1 protein-coding gene is annotated in these 21,312 nt (G+C 73.2%); it reads left to right on the plus strand.

The window, feature by feature from the left end:
• Positions 1 to 95: 95 nt before the first annotated feature.
• On the plus strand, positions 96 to 21,248 hold the full coding sequence (locus tag ABZ883_RS22790) for an SDR family NAD(P)-dependent oxidoreductase (RefSeq protein ID WP_360908794.1): 21,153 nt from the start codon (positions 96 to 98) through the stop codon (positions 21,246 to 21,248).
• The last annotated feature ends 64 nt before the right edge of the window (positions 21,249 to 21,312 follow it).

The following is a 21,312-nucleotide window of genomic DNA, read 5'->3' on the forward strand; positions in this document are numbered from 1 at the left end:
CCGGCCGGTTCCCCGACACGACCCGGCCCGGCCCGCGGCCTCCGATCCACCGGCTCCGCGCGAGCCTTCCGACTTCGATCCCGGGGATGGCGTAAATGGTGAACGAGGAGAAGTACCTCGATTACCTCAAGCGGGCGACCACCGACCTCCGCGAGGCGCGGCGGCGGCTGCGCGAGATGGAGGAGAAGGACCAGGAGCCCATCGCCATCGTCGCGATGAGCTGCCGCTACCCCGGCGGTGTCGCCACCCCCGAGCAGCTGTGGGAGCTCGTCGCCCACGGCGGCGACGCGGTCTCCCCGTACCCCACCGACCGCGGCTGGGGCACCGACGTCCTCTTCGACCCCGACCCCGACAGCGGGATCGACGTCTACGAGAAGGTCGGCGGCTTCCTCCATGACGCCGCCGACTTCGACCCCGGCTTCTTCGGCATCTCGCCGCGCGAGGCGCTGGCCATGGACCCGCAGCAGCGGCTGCTGCTGGAGATCTCGTGGGAGGCCCTCGAACGGGCCGGGATCGACCCCGCCGCACTGCGCGGCAGCCGCACCGGCGTCTTCGCCGGACTCATGTACCACGACTACGCCGCCCGGTTGTTCAGCGTTCCCGAGGAGATCGAGGGCTTCCTCGGCAACGGCAGCTCCGGCAGCATCGCCTCCGGCCGCGTCGCCTACACCCTCGGCCTGGAGGGCCCGGCCGTCACCGTCGACACCGCGTGCTCCTCCTCGCTGGTCGCCCTCCACCTCGCGGCCCAGGCGCTGCGCGGCGGCGAGTGCACACTGGCGCTGGCGGGCGGCGTCACGGTGATGTCGACGCCCGGCACCTTCACCGAGTTCAGCCGCCAGCGCGGACTGGCCGGCGACGGCCGCTGCAAGTCTTTCGCGGCCGCCGCCGACGGCACCGGCTGGGGCGAGGGCGCCGGCATGCTCCTGCTGGAGCGGCTGTCGGACGCCCAGCGCAACGGCCACCCCGTGCTGGCCGTCGTGCGCGGCTCCGCGGTCAACCAGGACGGCGCCAGCAGCGGCCTGACCGCGCCCAACGGCCCCTCCCAGCAGCGCGTCATCCGCGCCGCCCTCGCCGGCGCCCGCCTGTCCGCCGGACAGATCGACGTCGTCGAGGCGCACGGCACCGGCACCACCCTCGGCGACCCCATCGAGGCGCAGGCCCTGCTCGCCACCTACGGTCAGGAGCACACGCCCGAACAGCCCCTGCTGCTCGGCTCGGTGAAGTCCAACCTCGGTCACACGCAGGCCGCCGCCGGTGTCGCGGGCATCATCAAGATGGTCATGGCGATGCGGCACGGCGTCGTGCCGAAGACCCTCCACGTCGACGCGCCGACGCCCAACGTCGACTGGACCGAGGGCGCGGTCTCGCTGCTCACCGAGTCCGTCGCGTGGCCCGAGACCGGACACCCGCGCCGGGCCGGCGTCTCCTCGTTCGGCATCAGCGGCACCAACGCCCACACCATCATCGAGCAGGCCCCCGAAGCCGACGCCGCCGAGGTCCCGGAGACCGACGCGGCACCGGTGCCCGTGCCGCCGCTGTGGAACCTCTCCGGCCGGACGCCCGCGGCCCTGCGCGCCCAGGCGGCCGGACTGCGCGACCACCTGACCGCCCACCCCCATCTCGGGGCGCAGGACATCGCCTGCTCCCTCGCCACCGGACGCTCCGACTTCGAGCACCGCGCCGTCCTCACCGCGGGAGACCCGGCCGGGCTCCGCGACGCACTGGCGTCCCTCGCGGACGCCGGGGCCGACGAGGAGACCGCGACCGTGCCGGGCGTCACGCGCGGCCGCCCGGTCGCGGGCAAGACGGCGTTCCTGTTCACGGGGCAGGGCAGCCAGCGCCTCGGCATGGGGCGGGAGTTGTACCGGACGTATCCGGTCTTCGCGCGGGCCCTGGACGAGGTCTGCTCGCACCTCGGCACACCGCTGCGGGACGTGCTGTTCGGCGATGACGCCGAGGCGCTGGACCGTACCGAGCACGCGCAGCCGGCGCTGTTCGCCGTCGAGACGGCGCTGTTCCGGCTGCTGGAGTCGTGGGGTGTGAAGCCGGACTTCGTGTCGGGGCATTCGGTGGGTGAGATCGCTGCCGCGCATGTGGCGGGGGTGCTGTCGCTGGAGGACGCGTGCGCGCTGGTCGAGGCGCGTGGGCGGTTGATGCAGGCGCTGCCGGGCGGTGGCGTGATGATCGCGGTGCAGGCGTCGGAGGACGAGGTCCTGCCGATGCTCACCGACCGGGTGAGCATCGCCGCCGTCAACGGCCCCCAGTCGGTCGTCATCGCCGGTGACGAGGACGCGGCACTGGAGATCGCCGCCTGGTTCGTGGGCCGCAAGTCCAAGCGCCTGACGGTCAGCCACGCGTTCCACTCGCCGCACATGGACGGGATGCTGGACGCGTTCCGCGCGGTTGTGTCCGGGTTGTCGTTCGAGGCTCCGCGTATCCCGGTGGTCTCGAACCTGACCGGTGCCGTGGTCACCGACGAGATGGCCTCGGCGGACTTCTGGGTGCGGCACGTCCGCGAGCCCGTCCGCTTCCTCGACGGCGTCCGCACCCTCGCCGGGCGCAACGTCACCCACTTCGTGGAACTCGGCCCCGACGCGGTGCTGTCCGCCATGGCCCAGGACGGCCCGGTCGGCGAGACGGCCGCGTTCGTCCCCCTGCTCCGCGCCGGCCGGCCCGAGACGGAGACCGCCACGGCCGCCCTCGCCCGGCTCCACGTCCGCGGCGTGCCTGTCGCCTGGGACGCCTACTACGCGGGCAGCGGCGCCCGGCGCGTCGACCTGCCCACCTACGCCTTCCAGCGCGAGGCGTACTGGCTCGACGCCGGCCGCCCCGCCGGGGACGTCTCGGCCGCCGGACTCGGCGCCGCCGACCACCCGCTGCTCGGCGCCGCCGTCGCGCTCGCCGGCCTCGACGGCTTCCTCTGCACCGGCCGCCTCTCCCTGGGCACCCACCCGTGGCTGGCCGACCACACCGTCCACGGCACCGTCCTGCTGCCCGGCACCGCCTTCGTGGAACTCGCGATCCGCGCCGGCGACCAGGTGGGCTGCGACCTGTTGGAAGAACTCACCCTGCACGCGCCGCTGGTGCTGCCGCACGACGGCGCCGTCCAGGTCCAGGTGTGGGTCGGAGCACCCGACGCCACGGGCCGCCGCACCCTCGGCGTGCACTCCCGGCCCGAACCGGCCGGGGACACCCCGCAGGACGCCGCGAACGACGCACCGTGGACGCTGAACGCCGACGGCGTCCTCACCACCGGCGCCCCCGCCCCCGGCTTCGCCCCCGAGGTGTGGCCGCCGGCCGGCGCCACCGCCGTGCCCGTCACCGACCTGTACGCCGGACTCGCCGAAGCGGGCCTGGAATACGGACCCGCCTTCCAGGGCGTACGCGCCGCCTGGCGCGACACCGACGGGACGACGTACGCCGAGGTCGCCCTCGCCGACGAGCAGCGCACGGACGCCGCCCGCTTCGGCCTGCACCCCGCCCTGCTCGACGCCGCCCTGCACACCATCGGCCTCGCCGGACTCGTCGAGGACACCGGCCGCGGCCGGCTGCCCTTCTCCTGGAACGGCGTCGCCCTGCACGCGGTGGGCGCCTCCGCGCTGCGCGTACGGCTGACGGCGGCCGGTACGGAAGCGGTCTCCCTGGCACTCGCCGACGAGGACGGCCGGCCGGTCGCCGACGTCGCCTCGCTCACCCTCCGCCCGGTCTCCGCCGGACAGCTCGGCACCGGGCACGGCGGCCACCGCGACGCCCTGTTCGCCGTGGACTGGACGCCCCTCGACACCCCCGCGACGACGGCCGAGGACTGGGCCGTGCTCACCGGCCCGGCCTCCGGCGACCTCCCGGGCCTGCCCGGCACCCGGCACGCCTCCACGGCCGCGCTGATCGAGGCCTGCGACGCGGGCGCCCCCGTACCCGGCACCGTCCTGGTCCCGTACGCCGCCCCGGCCGCGCTCACCGCCGAGGCCGTCCACGAGGCCGCGCACCGCGCGCTCGCCCTGCTGCACTCCTGGCCGGCGGAGGACCGCTTCGCCGACACGCGGCTCGTCCTGCTCACCGAAGGCGCCCTCGCCGCCCGCGACGACGACCGCGTCCCCGACCCGGTGCACGCCGCCGTCTGGGGTCTGGTGCGCTCCGCGCAGTCCGAGAACCCCGGGCGCTTCGTGCTGGTCGACACCGACGGCACCGACGCCTCGCTGGCGGCCCTGCCCGCCGCACTCGCCACCGGTGAACCCCAACTCGCCCTGCGCGACGGCATCGTGCACGCCGCCCGCCTCAGCCGGGTCGTCGTGCCCGCCGAGGACTCGGCTCCCGCGTTCGACGCCGAGGGGACGGTGCTGGTCACCGGAGCGACCGGCACCCTGGGCGGGCTGGTGGCCCGTCACCTGGTGGCGGAGCGCGGCGTACGGCACCTGCTGCTGCTCAGCCGGCGCGGCGCCGACGCGCCCGGTGCCGCCGAACTGAGCGCTGAGCTGGGCACGTTGGGTGCCTCGGTGGCGTGGGCCGCGTGCGACGCCGCCGACCGTGACGCGCTGGCGGAGGTGCTGGCGGCCGTGCCCGCGGAGCGTCCGCTGACCGCCGTCGTCCACACGGCCGGAGTCCTGGACGACGGCATCATCGACTCCCTCACGCCGGAGCGGCTCTCCGCCGTCCTGCGCCCCAAGGCCGACGCCGCCCTCAACCTGCACGAGTTCACCCGCGACCTCGACCTCGCCGCCTTCGTCCTCTTCTCGTCGGCCGCCGGCGTCTTCGGCGCGCCCGGCCAGGGCAACTACGCCGCCGCCAACGCCTTCCTGGACGCCCTCGCCCAGCACCGCCGCGCCCACGGCCTGCCCGCCACCTCACTCGCCTGGGGCCTGTGGGAGGACACCGACGGCATGGCGGGCCGGCTCGACCAGGCCGACCTGGACCGCATGAAGCGCGGCGGCGTACAGGGCCTCACGGCCGACGAAGGGCTCGCGCTCCTCGACCTCGCCGACGCCCTCGGTGCCGGGGTAAGCGATGGCGGCGGATCCCCCCGCGCTCTGCTCGTGCCCATGCGGCTGACCCTGCCCCACGGCGCGCGCGGCACCGACGTCGCACCCCTGCTGCGCGGCCTCGTCCGCGGCCCCGGCAGGCGCGTCGTGACGAACACCGGAGACCGTGCCACCGCCGGCTCCGCCCTGGAGCAGCGACTCCTCGCACTCGACCCGGCCGAGCGGGAACGGCTGCTCCTCGACCTCGTCCGCGGCCACGTGGCGGACGTCCTCGGCCACGGCTCCCCGGACGCCATCGAGCCCGAACACGCCTTCAGCGAGCTGGGCTTCGACTCCCTCACCGCCGTCGAACTGCGCAACCGGCTCGGCGCCTCGGTCGGCCGGCGCCTGCCCGCCACCCTGATCTTCGACTACCCCACCTCCCTCACCCTCGCCCGGCACCTGCTCGTCGAGTTGGCCGGGACGGACACCGCCACACGCTCGGCCCTCGCCCACGCGGCCGTCACCGACGGCGCCCTCGCGGACGACCCGATCGCCATCGTCGCGATGAGCTGCCGCTTCCCCGGCGGCGTCACCACCCCCGAACAGCTGTGGCGCCTGCTGGAGAACGGCGAGGACGCCGTCTCCGGCTTCCCCGAGGACCGCGGCTGGGACCTCGACGCCCTGTACGACCCGGACCCGGACCACCCCGGCACCTCGTACACCCGGCACGGCGGCTTCCTCCACGACGCCGCCGCGTTCGACCCCACCTTCTTCGGCATCAGCCCGCGCGACGCCGTCGGCACCGACCCGCAGCAGCGGCTCCTGCTGGAGACCACCTGGGAGGCGTTCGAGCGGGCCGGCATCGACCCGGCGACGATGCGCGGCAGCCGGACCGGTGTCTTCGCGGGCGTGATGTACCACGACTACGCCACGCTCCTCGAACGCAGCACCGACGGCGCCGACGGCTCCCTCGGCTCGGGCAGCACCGGCAGCATCGCCTCGGGCCGCGTCTCGTACACCTTCGGCCTCGAAGGACCCGCCGTCACCATCGACACGGCGTGCTCCTCGTCCCTGGTCGCCCTGCACTTGGCGGTGCAGGGGCTGCGCAACGGTGAGTGCGACATGGCGCTGGCCGGCGGCGTCACCGTCATGGCCACCCCCGGCACCTTCGTCGGCTTCAGCCGTCAGCGCGGCCTGTCCGCCGACGGCCGCTGCCGCGCCTTCTCCGCCGACGCCGACGGCACCGGCTGGGCCGAGGGCGCCGGCATGCTGCTGGTGGAGCGGCTGTCGGACGCGCGCGCCAAGGGCCACCCGGTGCTGGCCGTGGTCCGGGGTTCGGCGGTCAACCAGGACGGCGCCAGCAACGGCATGACCGCCCCCAACGGCCCGTCCCAGCAGCGCGTCATCCGCGCCGCCCTGGCAAGTGGCGGACTGACCGCGGCGGACGTGGACGCCGTGGAGGCGCACGGCACCGGCACCACGCTGGGCGACCCCATCGAGGCGCAGGCGCTCCTGGCGACGTACGGCCAGGAGCGCGGCGGCGAACAGCCGCTGTGGCTCGGTTCGATCAAGTCCAACTTCGGCCACACGCAGGCCGCTGCCGGCGTCGCGGGCATCATCAAGATGGTCATGGCGATGCGGCACGGCGTGCTCCCCAGGACGCTTCACGCCGACGAGCCCTCGGCACACGTGGACTGGTCGGCGGGCGCGGTCTCGCTGCTCACCGAGGCCGTCGCCTGGCCCGAGACGGGCCGTCCGCGCCGGGCCGGCGTGTCGTCGTTCGGCATCAGCGGCACCAACGCCCACACGATCATCGAGCAGGCCCCTGCCGCTGCTGTGCCTGAGGCTTCCGACCGGCCGGGCCCCGTGCCCGTGCGGCTCGCCGGCCGCAGCGTCGACGCCCTCTCCGCCCAGGCCCGCGCCCTGCGCGCACACCTGGCCGCCCACCCGGGCACGTCCCTGCGCGACCTCGCGTACTCCCTGGCCACCGGTCGGGCCGCCTTCGACCACCGCGCCGTCGTCGTCGCTTCGGACGACGCGTCGCTCGCCGCCGCGCTCGACGGCCTTGCCGACGGGCACCCCGCCCCTGGGCTCACGGCCGGCACGGTCAGCAAGGGCGGTCGCACGGCGTTCCTGTTCACGGGGCAGGGGAGTCAGCGGCTGGGGATGGGGCGTGAGTTGTACGCGGCCTATCCGGTGTTCGCGCGGGCGTTGGACGCGGTGCGTGAGCGGCTTGGTCTGGATGTGCTGTTCGGAGATGACGCTCAGGCGTTGGACCGTACGGAGTTCGCGCAGCCTGCGTTGTTCGCGGTGGAGGTCGCGCTGTTCCGGCTGTTGGAGTCCTGGGGCGTGAAGCCGGACTTCGTGTCCGGGCATTCGGTGGGTGAGATCGCTGCCGCGCATGTCGCCGGGGTGCTGTCGCTGGACGACGCGTGTGCTCTGGTCGAGGCTCGGGGCCGTTTGATGCAGGCGCTGCCCACGGGCGGTGTGATGATCGCGCTGCAAGCGTCGGAGGACGAGGTCCTGCCGCTGCTGAACGAGCGCGTGAGCATCGCCGCGGTCAACGGGCCTTCGTCGGTGGTGATCGCGGGTGACGAGGATGCCGCGGTCGCGATCGTGGATTCCCTCGGGGACCGGAAGTCGAAGCGCCTGACGGTCAGTCATGCGTTCCACTCGCCGCACATGGACGGGATGCTCGACGCGTTCCGCGAGGTCGTGTCGGGGCTGTCGTTCGAGGCTCCGCGTATCCCGGTCGTGTCGAACCTGACGGGCGCCGTCGTCACGGATGAGATGGCGTCGGCGGACTTCTGGGTGCGGCACGTCCGTGAGGCTGTCCGCTTCCTCGACGGCGTGCGCGCTCTGGAGGCCGCGGGCGTCACCACGTACCTCGAACTCGGCCCCGACGGTGTGCTGTCGACCATGGCCCAGGAGTGCGTGACCGAGGACGGAGCGGGCTTCGCCCCGGTGCTGCGCGGTGGTCGTCCGGAGGCCGAAACTGTTCTCACCGCCCTGGCCCACCTGCACGTTCGTGGTGGGGCCGTGGACTGGGAGGCGCTTTTCGCCGGCACCGGTGCGCAGCGGGTGGACCTGCCCACCTACGCCTTCCAGCGCGCCCGCTACTGGCCCGACGCCGCCCACCCGCTTGCCGGTGACGCCGCAGGGCTCGGCCTTGCCGCCGCTGGGCACCCGCTGCTGGGCGCGTCCGTCACCCTGGCCGATGTCGACGGCCTGGTGTTCACGGGCCGGTTGTCGTTGCGTTCGCATGCGTGGCTGGCCGATCACGTGGTGTTCGGGTCGGTGTTGTTGCCGGGGACGGCGTTTGTGGAGCTGGCTCTGCATGCGGGTGAGCGTGTGGGGTGTCCGGGTCTGGCGGAGTTGACGCTTGCGGCGCCTTTGGTCCTGCCGGAGTCCGGTGCGGTTCAGGTGCAGGTGGTGGTCGGGGAGGCCGACGGCTCGGGCGGTCGTGCCGTTGCGGTGTACTCGCGTCCGGACGGTGACGACGAGGCCTGGGTTCGCCATGCGGTGGGCCTGCTGACGGACAGCGTGCAGGCCGAGGCGAGCGACCTGTCCCCGTGGCCGCCCGCCGGAGCCACCGCCGTGAGCGCGGCGCGCGCGTACGAGGTGCTGGACGCCGCCGGTCTCACGTACGGCCCCCTGTTCCAGGGGCTCGGCGCGGCGTGGCGGCGTGACGGCGAACTGTTCGCCGAGGTGTCGCTCCCTGCCGAGTTGGACGGTGACGCCGAGGGATTCGGTGTGCATCCGGCGTTGCTGGACGCGGTGTTGCACAGTCTGGCTCTGGACGGTGTTCTCGCGGGCTCGGATGAGGGCGCGCGGTTGCCGTTCGCGTGGAGTGGTGTGCGGTTGCACGCGGCCGGCGCGTCGTCGGTTCGGGTGCGGGTGGCGTCGGCCGGGGACGGTGCGGTGTCGCTGGAGCTGGCGGACCCGACGGGTGCCCCGGTGGTGTCGGTCGAGTCGCTCGCGCTGCGCGCGGTCTCGCCCGACCAGATCGACGCCGCGCACGACAACCACCAGAACTCTCTCTACCGGATCGAATGGACCGGACGTCCGGCCGAGCGGGAGCGGACCTCGCCGTCGGTGACGGCCAGTTGGGCGGCCGTGGGCGGCGGGATACCGGGTCTGGACGGCCCGATCCACACCGACCTCGCTGCCCTGGCCGATGCGTCCGACGCCGTGCCGGACCTGGTGTTCGTCACCCTCGGAGAAGCCGAGGGCGAAGTGCGGGCAGCGGTGCACGCCGCGGCCGCCAGGGCGCTTGCCCTTGTTCAGGCCTGGCTGGAGGAGGACCGCTTCGCCGACTCCCGCCTCGTGTTCGTCACCCAGGGTGCGATGGTGGCCGACGACCTTGTCGGTGCGGCGGTCTGGGGCCTGGTCCGTTCCGCCGCGACCGAGCACCCCGGCCGGTTCGCCTTGGTCGACGTCGACGACCCGACTGCCCCGCCCGTGATGGCAGTTACTGCCGCCCTGGCCGCGGGGGAGTCGGAGATGCTCGCCCGCGAAGGCGCGGTGCGGGTACCGCGTCTGGTGCGTGCGGTGGTGGAGCCGGAGGCCGGGCCGCTGGTGCTGGACGGCACGGTGTTGGTGACGGGTGCCAGTGGTGAGCTGGGCGGTTTGTTCGCGCGTCATCTGGTGTCCGAGTACGGGGTGCGGGATCTGCTGCTGGTGAGCCGGCGGGGTGAGGACGCTCCGGGTGCGGCTGAGTTGACCGCTGAGCTGGCGGGTCTGGGTGCGTCGGTGGCGTGGGCGGCGTGCGATGTCGCCGACCGGGATGCGCTGGCCGGGGTGCTGGCGGAGCGGCCGCTGTCGGCGGTGGTGCATACCGCGGGTGTGCTGGATGACGGTGTGGTCGGGTCGCTGACGGCGGAGCGTTTGTCGGCGGTGCTGCGTCCGAAGGTGGATGCGGCGTGGAACCTGCATGAGCTGACGCGGGGCATGGATCTGTCGGCGTTCGTGCTGTTCTCTTCCGCTGCCGGTGTGTTCGGCAACGCGGGTCAGGCGAACTACGCTGCGGCCAATTCTTTCCTGGACGCTCTGGCTGTTCACCGCAGGGCGCAGGGCCTGGCCGCGACATCGCTGGCGTGGGGTCTGTGGGACGGAGGCATGGCCGGTGAGGTGTCGCGTTCTGGACGCGGTGCCGTGTACGCCCTGTCGGAGGAAGAGGGCCTGGCCCTGTTCGACGCGGCCGCCGCTTCGCGGGACGCGGAGTTCGTGCCGGTGAAGCTGGACCTGGGCGCGCTGCGTACGCAGGCGACCGGCGGGATGCTGCCGCCGCTGCTGAGCGGCCTGGTCCGCGTCCCGACCCGTCGCGCCGCAAAGGCCGTCGGCGCGGGGCCGGAGGCGGAACGCCTGGCCGGACTGTCCGTGGCCGAGCAGAAGGCTCACGTCCTGGAGCTCGTCCGCACCCAGGTCGCGGCGGTGCTCGGCTACGCGGGTCCGGAGGGTGTGGAGCCGGATCGGTCGTTCCGTGAGCTGGGCTTCGACTCGCTGACCGCCGTCGAGCTGCGCAACCGGCTCGGGGCGGCGATCGGGCTGCGCCTGCCGGCCACCCTCGTCTTCGACTACCCGACCTCCGTGGTCCTGGCCGAGCACTTGCGGGGTGAGCTCGTCGGAGCTGCCCCGGCAGTGGTGGCGCCGGTCGCCGTCCCGGTCCGCGATGACGAGCCGATCGCGATCGTGGGCCTGGGCTGCCGTTATCCGGGTGGGGTGGAGAGCCCGGAGGATCTGTGGCGGCTGGTTCTTGAGGGCCGGGATGCGATTTCCGGGTTCCCTGAGGATCGTGGCTGGGATGTGGAGGCGTTGTTCGACGCCGATCCCGATCAGCAGGGGACGAGTTACGCGCGGGAGGGTGGCTTCGTCCGGGATGCGGGTCACTTCGACCCGGCCTTCTTCGGGATCTCGCCGCGCGAGGCGGTGGCGATGGATCCGCAGCAGCGTCTGCTGCTGGAGACGTCGTGGGAGGCGTTCGAGCGGGCCGGCATCGATCCGACGACGATGCGTGGCAGCCGGACGGGTGTCTTCGCGGGTGTGATGTACCACGACTACGCGTCCCGCCTGTCGGTGCTGCCCGAGGGCGTCGAGGGCTTCCTCGGCACGGGCAACGCGGCGAGTGTCATCTCGGGCCGCCTGTCCTATGCGTTCGGCCTCGAAGGTCCGGCCGTCACCGTCGACACGGCCTGCTCGTCCTCGCTCGTCGCCCTGCACCTGGCGGTGCAGGCGCTGCGCAGTGGTGAGTGCGACATGGCGTTGGCCGGTGGTGTGACGGTGATGGCGACGCCGGCGGCGTTTGTCGAGTTCAGCCGTCAGCGGGGTCTTGCGTCCGACGGCCGGTGCAAGGCGTTCTCGGCGGATGCCGACGGCACGGGCTGGGCCGAGGGTGCGGGTGTGATGGTCGTGGAGCGGCTGTCGGACGCTCGTGCCAAGGGCCATCCGGTGCTGGCGGTCGTGCGCGGTTCGGCGGTGAACCAGGACGGTGCGAGCAATGGTCTGACGGCGCCGAACGGTCCGTCGCAGCAGCGGGTGATCCGGCAGGCCCTGGCCAATGCCGGGCTGACCGCGGCCGAGATCGACGCGGTCGAGGCGCACGGCACGGGCACGACGCTGGGCGACCCGATCGAGGCGCAGGCGCTGCTGGCGACGTACGGCCAGGAGCACGGTGACGAGCAGCCGCTGTGGCTGGGCTCGATCAAGTCGAACATGGGGCACACGCAGGCCGCGGCAGGTGTTGCGGGCATCATCAAGATGGTCATGGCGATGCGGCATGGTGTGCTGCCGCGGACGCTGCACGTCGACGAGCCCAGCCCGCACGTCGACTGGTCGGAGGGCGCGGTCTCGTTGCTCGCCGAGCAGAGGGACTGGCCGCAGACCGGCCGCCCGCGCCGCGCTGCGGTGTCCTCGTTCGGCTTCAGCGGCACCAACGCGCACGCCATCATTGAGCAGGCCCCCGAACCCGCACCGGTTGAAGCACGGGAGCAGGCCCCGGCGGAAGTCCTGCCGTATGTGCTGTCGGCGAAGACCCCGGAAGCGCTGCGCGACCAGGCGGCCCGCCTCCGGTCCCACATCGAGGACGCCGACGATGTCAGTGCCGCCGTCGCCCTCTCCCTGGCCACCCAGCGCGCCGCCTTCGAGCACCGCGCGGCGGTCGTGGCCTCGGACCGGGATGAGCTGCTGCGCGGCCTTGCCGCACTGCAGGCCGGTGGTTCGACGCCGTCGGCCACGCGGGACACCGTGAATACCGGAAAGCTGGCCTTCCTCTTCACCGGTCAGGGCAGCCAGCGGCTGGGCATGGGCCGGGAGTTGTACTCGACCTATCCGGTGTTCGCGCGGGCGTTGGACGCGGTGCGTGAGCGGCTGGGTCTGGATGTGCTGTTCGGGGACGACGCCGAGGCATTGGACCGTACGGAGTTCGCTCAGCCGGCGTTGTTCGCGGTCGAGGTGGCGCTGTTCCGGCTGCTGGAGTCCTGGGGTGTGAAGCCGGACTTCCTGTCCGGTCACTCCGTGGGCGAGATCGCCGCGGCCCACGTTGCCGGGGTGCTGTCGCTGGAGGACGCGTGCACGCTGGTCGAGGCTCGGGGCCGTTTGATGCAGGCGCTGCCCACGGGCGGTGTGATGATCGCGCTGCAGGCGTCGGAGGACGAGGTCCTGCCGCTGTTGACCGACCGCGTGAGCATCGCGGCCGTCAACGGCCCGCAGGCAGTGGTGATCGCGGGCGACGAGGATGCCGCGGTCGCGATCGTGGAGGTGTTCCCGGACCGGAAGTCCAAGCGTCTGACGGTCAGCCATGCGTTCCACTCGCCGCACATGGACGGCATGCTCGACGCCTTCCGCGAGGCGGTCGAGGGGCTGTCGTTCGAGGCTCCGCGTATCCCGGTCGTGTCGAACCTGACCGGTGCCGTGGTCACGGATGAGATGGCGTCGGCGGACTTCTGGGTGCGGCATGTCCGCGATGCCGTGCGTTTCCTGGACGGAGTCCGTGCTCTGGAGGCCGCAGGCGTCTCCACGTACGTCGAACTCGGCCCCGACGGTGTGCTGTCGGCGATGGCGCAGGAGTGCGTGACCGGGGAAGGCACGGCCTTCGTGCCCGTCCTGCGCTCCGCGCGCCCCGAGGCCGAGACCGTCACCAACGCGCTCGCCCAGGCCCACAACCGGGGCATCGCGGTCGACTGGCAGGCGTACTTCGCACGGATGGGCGCTGAGCCTGTCGACCTGCCCACCTACGCCTTCCAGCGGCAGCGGTACTGGCTGGAGGCGCCCGAGCACGCCGTGACCGGGGACGTGACGTCCGCGGGCCTCGGCGCGACGGACCACCCCATGCTGGGTGCGACTCTCGCGCTCGCGGACGTCGACGGCTTGGTGTTCACGGGTCGGTTGTCGTTGCGTTCGCATGCGTGGCTGGCCGATCACGTGGTGTTCGGGTCGGTGTTGTTGCCGGGGACGGCGTTTGTGGAGCTGGCTCTGCATGCGGGTGAGCGTGTGGGGTGTCCGGGTCTGGCGGAGTTGACGCTTGCGGCGCCTTTGGTCCTGCCGGAGTCCGGTGCGGTTCAGGTGCAGGTGGTGGTCGGGGAGGCCGACGGCTCGGGCGGTCGTCCGGTTGCGGTGTACTCGCGTCCGGATGACGCGGACGTGCCGTGGGTCCGCCACGCCGTGGGTGTGCTCACGGACGACGTCCGGCCGGGCTCGGCCGACATGTCTGTGTGGCCTCCGGCCGGCGTGAACGCCGTGGAGGTCGACGCGGCGTACGAGGCATTGGATGCGGCGGGCCTTGTGTATGGGCCGCAGTTCCGGGGCCTGCGTGCGGCGTGGCGGCGCGGCGACGAGCTGTTCGCCGAGGTGGCCGTACCGGAGGAGGCGCAACGGGACGCGGACACGTTCGGTGTGCATCCGGCGTTGCTGGATGCGGTGCTGCACAGCCTGGCCCTGGGTGGGGTACTCGCGGGCTCGGATGAGGGTGCGCGGTTGCCGTTCGCTTGGAGTGGTGTGCGGTTGCACGCGGCCGGCGCGTCGTCGGTTCGGGTGCGGGTGGCGTCGGCCGGGGACGGTGCGGTGTCGCTGGAGCTGGCGGACCCGACGGGTGCCCCGGTGGTGTCGGTCGAGTCGCTGGCACTGCGCGCGGTCTCGCCCGACCAGATCGACGCAGCGCAGGACCCCCGAGGGGATTCACTGTTCGAGGTCGACTGGACGGCGCTGCCTCTCGCGTCGGACACCCGGCAGCCGACGGTGCTGTGGCTGGGAAGCGCGGGACTCGCCGCCCTCGCGGGCGACGGCCCGGCCGTGCCGGAGACCGTGGTGGTGCCGCTCGACGGGGACGCTTCCGACGACCTTCCGAGTGCGGTGCACGCGGAGTCCGGTCGTGCGCTGGGTCTGGTGCAGGAGTGGCTTGATGAAGAGCGGTTCGCCGATTCGCGTCTGGTGTTCCTCACGCGGGGTGCGGTGGCCGCTGTGCCGGGCGACGAGGTCGCGGATCTGGTGCACGCCCCGGTGTGGGGCCTGATCCGCTCCGCTCAGTCGGAGAACCCGGGCCGGTTCGGCCTGATCGACCTCGACGGCGAGATCGAAGCCGACACCGTCACCGCGGCGTTGGGCTCGGGCGAGCCGGAGGTCGCGGTCAGGGCGGGGACGTTCCTGGTGCCGCGTCTGGTCCGTGCGGTGGTGGACCCGGACGCCGGGCCGTTGGTGCTGGACGGCACGGTGTTGGTGACGGGTGCCAGTGGTGAGCTGGGCGGTTTGTTTGCGCGTCATCTGGTGTCCGCGTTCGGGGTTCGGGATCTACTGCTGGTGAGTCGGCGGGGTGGGGACGCTCCGGGTGCTTCTGAGTTGACCGTTGAGCTGGCGGGGCTGGGTGCGTCGGTGGCGTGGGCGGCGTGCGATGTCGCCGACCGCGATGCGCTGGCGGGGGTGCTGGATGCGATTCCGGTGGAGCGTCCGCTGGTGGCGGTGGTGCACACCGCCGGTGTCCTGGACGATGGCGTCATCGCGTCCTTGGACCAGGACCGTCTGTCGAGGGTCCTGCGTCCGAAGGTGGACGCGGCGTGGAATCTCCACGAGCTCACGCGGAGCATGGATCTGTCGGCGTTCGTGCTGTTCTCCTCCGCCGCCGGTGTGTTCGGCAACGCGGGTCAGGCGAACTACGCTGCGGCCAACTCCTTCCTGGACGCGCTGGCCGCGCACCGCAGGTCGCAGGGCCTTGCTGCCACGTCGCTGGCGTGGGGCCTGTGGGACGGCGGCATGGCTGGCGAGCTGTCGCGTTCCGGACGCGGTGCCGTGAACGCCCTCACCGAGCAGGAGGGCCTCGCCCTCTTCGACACCGCTGCCGCCTCTCCGACGGCCGTGCTCGTACCGCTGAAGCTCGACCTGGCGGCCCTGCGCTCCCAGGCCGTAGGCGGCGGGATGCTGCCGCCGCTGCTGAGCGGACTGGTCCGCGTCCCGGCCCGCCGTGCCGCGAAGGCCGGCACCGGCTCTGTGGCCGAGCGCCTGGCCGGACTGTCCGTGGCCGAGCAGGAAGCTCATGTCCTGGAGCTGGTGCGCTCCGAGGTCGCGGCGGTGCTGGGACATACGGGTCCGGAGGGGGTGGAGCCGGATCGGTCGTTCCGTGAGCTGGGCTTCGACTCGCTGACCGCCGTCGAGCTGCGCAACCGGCTTGCCGCGGCCATCGGACAGCGCTTGCCGGCCACCCTGGTCTTCGACTACCCGACCTCCGTGCTTCTCGCGGAGTACGTGCGGGGCGAACTGGTGGGTACGGAAGCCGTGGTGACGGCAGCCGTGCCCGTCGCCCTGCGTGACGACGAGCCGATCGCGATCGTGGGTCTGGGCTGCCGTTATCCGGGTGGGGTGGAGAGCCCGGAGGATCTGTGGCGGCTCGTTCTTGAGGGCCGGGATGCGATTTCCGGGTTCCCTGATGATCGTGGCTGGGATGTGGAGGCGTTGTTCGACGCCGATCCCGACCAGCAGGGGACGAGTTACGCTCGCGAGGGTGGCTTCGTCCGGGATGCGGGTCATTTCGACCCGGCCTTCTTCGGGATCTCGCCGCGCGAGGCGGTGGCGATGGATCCGCAGCAGCGTCTGCTGCTGGAGACGTCGTGGGAGGCGTTCGAGCGGGCCGGCATCGATCCGACGACGATGCGCGGCAGCCGTACGGGTGTCTTCGCGGGTGTGATGTACCACGACTACGCGTCCCGCCTGTCGGTGCTCCCCGAGGGCGTCGAAGGGTTCGTCGGTACCGGCAATGCGGCCAGTGTCATCTCGGGTCGGTTGTCGTACGCCTTCGGTCTTGAGGGCCCGGCGGTGACGGTGGACACCGCGTGCTCCTCGTCCTTGGTGGCACTCCATCTGGCGGTGCAGGCGCTGCGGAGTGGTGAGTGTGATCTGGCGCTGGCCGGTGGTGTGACGGTGATGGCGACGCCGGCGGCGTTTGTGGAGTTCAGCCGTCAGCGGGGTCTGGCGTCCGACGGTCGGTGCAAGGCGTTCTCGGCGGATGCCGACGGCACGGGCTGGGCCGAGGGTGCGGGTGTGATGGTCGTGGAGCGGCTGTCGGACGCGCGTGCCAAGGGTCACCCGGTGCTGGCGGTCGTGCGGGGTTCGGCGGTGAACCAGGACGGTGCGAGCAATGGTCTGACGGCGCCGAACGGTCCGTCGCAGCAGCGGGTGATCCGGCAGGCGCTGGCCAATGCCCGCTTGACCGGGGCCGAGATCGACGCGGTGGAGGCGCACGGCACGGGCACGACGCTGGGTGATCCGATCGAGGCGCAGGCGCTGCTGGCGACCTATGGCCAGGAACACGGTGACGAGCAGCCGCTGTGGCTGGGCTCGATCAAGTCGAACATGGGTCACACGCAGGCTGCCGCGGGTGTCGCGGGCATCATCAAGATGGTCATGGCGATGCGGCACGGTGTGCTGCCGCGGACGCTGCACGTCGACGAGCCCAGCCCGCACGTCGACTGGTCGGAGGGTGCGGTCTCGTTGCTCGCCGAGCAGCGGGACTGGCCGGAGACCGGCCGTCCGCGCCGCGCCGCGGTGTCCTCGTTCGGCTTCAGCGGCACCAACGCGCACGCCATCATCGAGCAGGCCCCCGAACCCACGCCCGTACAGCCGCAAGAACCGGAGCGGCCGACCGGCCCGCTTCCCTGGACCCTGTCCGGGAAGTCCGTCGAGGCCCTCCGCGAACAGGCCGCACGGCTGCGGGCGTTCGCCCTCGACAACGCGGACGTGACCCCGGCCGACATCGGCTGGTCCCTGACCACGACCCGTACCGCGCTGGACCGCCGCGCAGTGGTCGTCGCCGAGGACCGCGAGGGATTCCTCGCCGCGCTCGAAGCGCTGGCAGCCGACGAGGCGAGCGCGGCAGTGACACAGGGCACGGCGGCGGCGGGCAAGGTGGCCTTCCTCTTCACCGGCCAGGGCAGCCAGCGCCTCGGCATGGGCCGCGAGCTGTACGCCACCTATCCCGTGTTCGCGGACGCCCTGGACGCGGTCTGCTCGCACCTCGACGCGCCGCTGAAGGATGTGCTGTTCGGCGACGACGCCGAGCTGCTGAACGAGACCGCCTCCACGCAGCCGGCACTGTTCGCGGTGGAAGTGGCGCTGTTCCGGCTGTTGGAGAGCTGGGGCGTGAAGCCGGACTTCCTCTCCGGCCACTCCATCGGTGAGATCGCCGCCGCGCATGTCGCCGGGGTGCTGTCCCTGGAGGACGCCTGCACGCTGGTGGAGGCGCGCGGACGGCTGATGCAGGCGCTGCCTTCCGGCGGTGTGATGATCGCGCTGGAGGCGGCCGAGGACGAGGTCCTGCCGGTGTTGGACGACCGCGTGAGCATCGCCGCCGTCAACGGCCCCCAGGCCGTGGTCATCGCGGGTGACGAGGACACGGCCACGGCCGTCGTGGAGCTGTTCCCGGACCGCAGGTCGAAGCGGCTGACGGTCAGTCACGCCTTCCACTCCCCGCACATGGACGGCATGCTCGACGCCTTCCGCGAGGTCGCCGAGGGCCTGACCTACGCCGCCCCGCGCATCCCCGTCGTCTCCAACCTCAGCGGCGCCCTCGTCAGCGACGAGATGGCCTCGCCCGACTTCTGGGTCCGCCACGTCCGCGAGGCCATCCGCTTCCTCGACGGCATCCGGGCCCTGGAGAACGCGGGCGTCACCACCTACCTCGAACTCGGCCCCGACGGCGTGCTCTCCGCCATGGCCCAGGACTGCCTGACCGCCGAAGGCGCGGCCTTCACCCCGGTGTTGCGCTCCTCGCGCCCCGAGGCCGAGACCGTCACCACCGCACTCGCCCTCGCCCACGCCCGGGGCATCGCGGCCGACTGGCAGGCGTACTTCGCGGGCACCGGTGCCCGGCGCGTCGACCTGCCCACCTACGCCTTCCAGCGGCAGCGCTACTGGCTGGAGGCTCCCGCGCACGCCCTGAGCGGCGACGTGACGTCCGCGGGCCTCGGCAGCGCGGATCACCCGCTGCTCGGCGCGGCGGTGGAGCTGCCCGACTCCGACGGGTTCCTCTTCACGGGCCGGATCTCCCTGCGCACCCATCCCTGGCTGGCCGACCACCGGGTCGCGGGCACCGCGCTGCTGCCCGGCGCCGCGCTCGTCGAACTGGCCGTGCGCGTCGGGGACCACGCGGGCTGCGACCTGCTGGAGGACCTGACGCTGGAAGCGCCGCTGGTGCTGCCCGAGTCGGGCGGCGTGCAGCTCCGGCTCACCGTCGCGGAGCCCGAGGCGGCGGGGCGTCGCGCCTTCCACGTGTACTCGCGGCCCGAGGAGTCCCCGGCGGACGAGCCGTGGACCCGGCACGCCGGCGGTTTCCTGGCCGTGGCGACCGAGGGGACGCCCACGGCGGAGGAAGCGGCCGCGTGGCCGCCCGCCGGGGCCGAGCCCTGCGACGTGGACGAGCTGTACGCGTCCTTCGACGCGATGGGCCTCGAGTACGGTCCGGCGTTCCGCAACCTGCGGCGCGCCTGGCGGCTCGGCGACGGCGAGGTCTGCGCCGAGGTCGCCCTCGCCGACGAGGACAGGCCGGAGGGCGCGCGGTTCGGGCTCCATCCGGCGCTGTTGGACTCGGCCCTGCACGCGGCCGGTCTCGGGGACTTCTTCCCTGGCGCCGAGCCGGGCGCTCGCCTGCCCTTCGCGTGGGACTCGGTGCGGCTGCACGCCGTGGGCGCCTCGGCGCTGCGGGTGCGCATGGCACCGGCCGGACAGGACGCCGTCTCCCTGCGGATCGCGGACGAGACGGGGCAGCCGGTGCTCAGCGTCGCCTCCCTCGTCCTGCGTCCGCTGAACGTCGACGGGATCACCGGCGGTGCCGGCGGGCCCGGTGGGGCCTTCCGGGACAGCCTGTTCCAGGTCGACTGGCCGGTGCTGCCGCTGCCCGAGGACGTGCAGCCGGAGGCCGCGGGCCGCTGGGCCCTGCTGGGCGGCGACCCGTTCAAGTTGGGCGCCGTCCTCGGCGCGCACAGCGTCCACGCGGACCTGGCGTCGCTCGGCGGGGAGATCGGTGCCCTCCGGGCCGACGACGCGCCGGAGACCGTCCTCGTCGCCCTCGCACCGGACGTCTCCACCGCCGGCGGCCTCGCGTCGGCCGCGCACAGCGCCGTCACCGACGCACTGGAGCTGATCCGGTCGTGGCTGGCGGACGCGCGGTTCGCCGCGTCGAGGCTGGCCCTTGTCACCCGGCGCGCCGTCGCCGTGGACGCCGACGAGGACGTCGAAGACCTGGCGCACGCCGCGGTGTGGGGCCTGGTCCGTTCCGCGCAGGCCGAGCACCCGGGCCGGTTCGTGCTGGTCGACGTCGACTCCGAGGACGCGTCCCTTCGGGCGCTGACCGCCGCGCTCGACACCGACGAGACGCAACTCGCCGTCCGGGACGGCGTCGTACGGACCCCGCGTCTCGCCCGCGCCGTCCCCGCCCCCGCACAGTCCGCGGACGCCCCCTTCGACCCGGACGGCACCGTCCTGGTCACGGGCGCCGGCGGTACCCTCGGCGGGCTCCTCGCCCAGCACCTGGTGGACGTCCACGGGGTGCGGCGCCTGCTGCTGGTGAGCCGGCGCGGCGCCGGGGCGGAGAACGCGGCGGAGCTCACGGAGCAACTGGGCGCATCCGGCACGGAGGTGACCTGGGCGGCGTGCGACGTGGCCGACCGCGACGCGCTCGCCACCGTACTGGCGGGCATTCCCGAGGAGCACCCGCTCACCGCGGTCGTGCACGCGGCCGGTGTCCTGGACGACGGAACGGTCGAGGCGCTGACCCCGGACCGGCTGCGGCGCGTCCTGCGGCCCAAGGTCGACGCGGCCTGGCACCTGCACGATCTGACCCGCGACCTGGACCTGTCGGCGTTCGTCCTGTTCTCCTCGGCCGCCGGTGTCCTCGGCAACGCCGGACAGGCCAACTACGCGGCAGGCAACACCTTCCTCGACGCCCTCGCCCAGCACCGCAGGGCGCAGGGACTCACGGCGGTCTCGCTGGCCTGGGGCCTGTGGGACGACGAGGCCGGCATGGCCGGGACGCTCGACGCGGCCGAGCGGCGGCGCCTGAGCCGGGGCGGCATGCTGCCGCTCTCCCCGGCGGAGGGCCTGGCGCTGTTCGACGCCGCCCTGCCCGGTGCCGCCGGGGAGGAAGCGACCGCGTCCCTCCTGGTACCGGCCCGGCTCGACTTGGCCGAACTCCGCAGGGCCGTCGGCGACTGGACACCGCCGCTGCTGCGCGGCCTGCTCCGCGGCACCGCGCGGCGCCGGGCGAGCGACGCGTCGGCGCAGACCCCGGACTCGCTCGCGCAGCGGCTCGCCCAACTGCCCTCCGCCGAACGGGACCGGGTCCTCCTCGACCTGGTCTGCACCCAGGTGGCCCAGGTCCTCGGCCACAGCGGCTCCGCCGCCATCGAACCCGGCAGTGCCTTCAAGGAACTGGGCTTCGACTCGCTGACCGCCGTGGAACTGCGCAACCGCCTCGGAGCCGCGTCCGGGCTGAGGCTGCCCGCGACGCTGATCTTCGACTACCCGACCCCCGAAGCGCTGAGCGGCTACCTGCGCTCCGCGCTGCCCCTCGACGACGACGGACCGTCGGTCCTCGGCGAACTCGACCGGCTCGAGCAGGCCTTGGGCGCGTCCGACGCGGACAGCGTCACCGCTTCGCGGATCACGATGCGCCTGCAGGCCCTCCTCGCGAAGTGGAAGGACGCGCAGGAAGCCGGCGGCACGGCCCCCGACACGGCCGACGACGACGGCGACCTCGATACCGCCACGGACGACGAGCTCTTCGACCTGCTGGACGAGGAACTCGGCTCCTCCTGACCCTTCCTGCCGCCCCACCTGCCCCACGACCCATCCGCGCCACCGGAGACCCGGCCGGGCGCGC

The sequence above is a fragment of the Streptomyces sp. NPDC046977 genome, from assembly GCF_040644455.1.
In the GTDB taxonomy this organism is placed as follows: Bacteria; Actinomycetota; Actinomycetes; order Streptomycetales; family Streptomycetaceae; genus Actinacidiphila.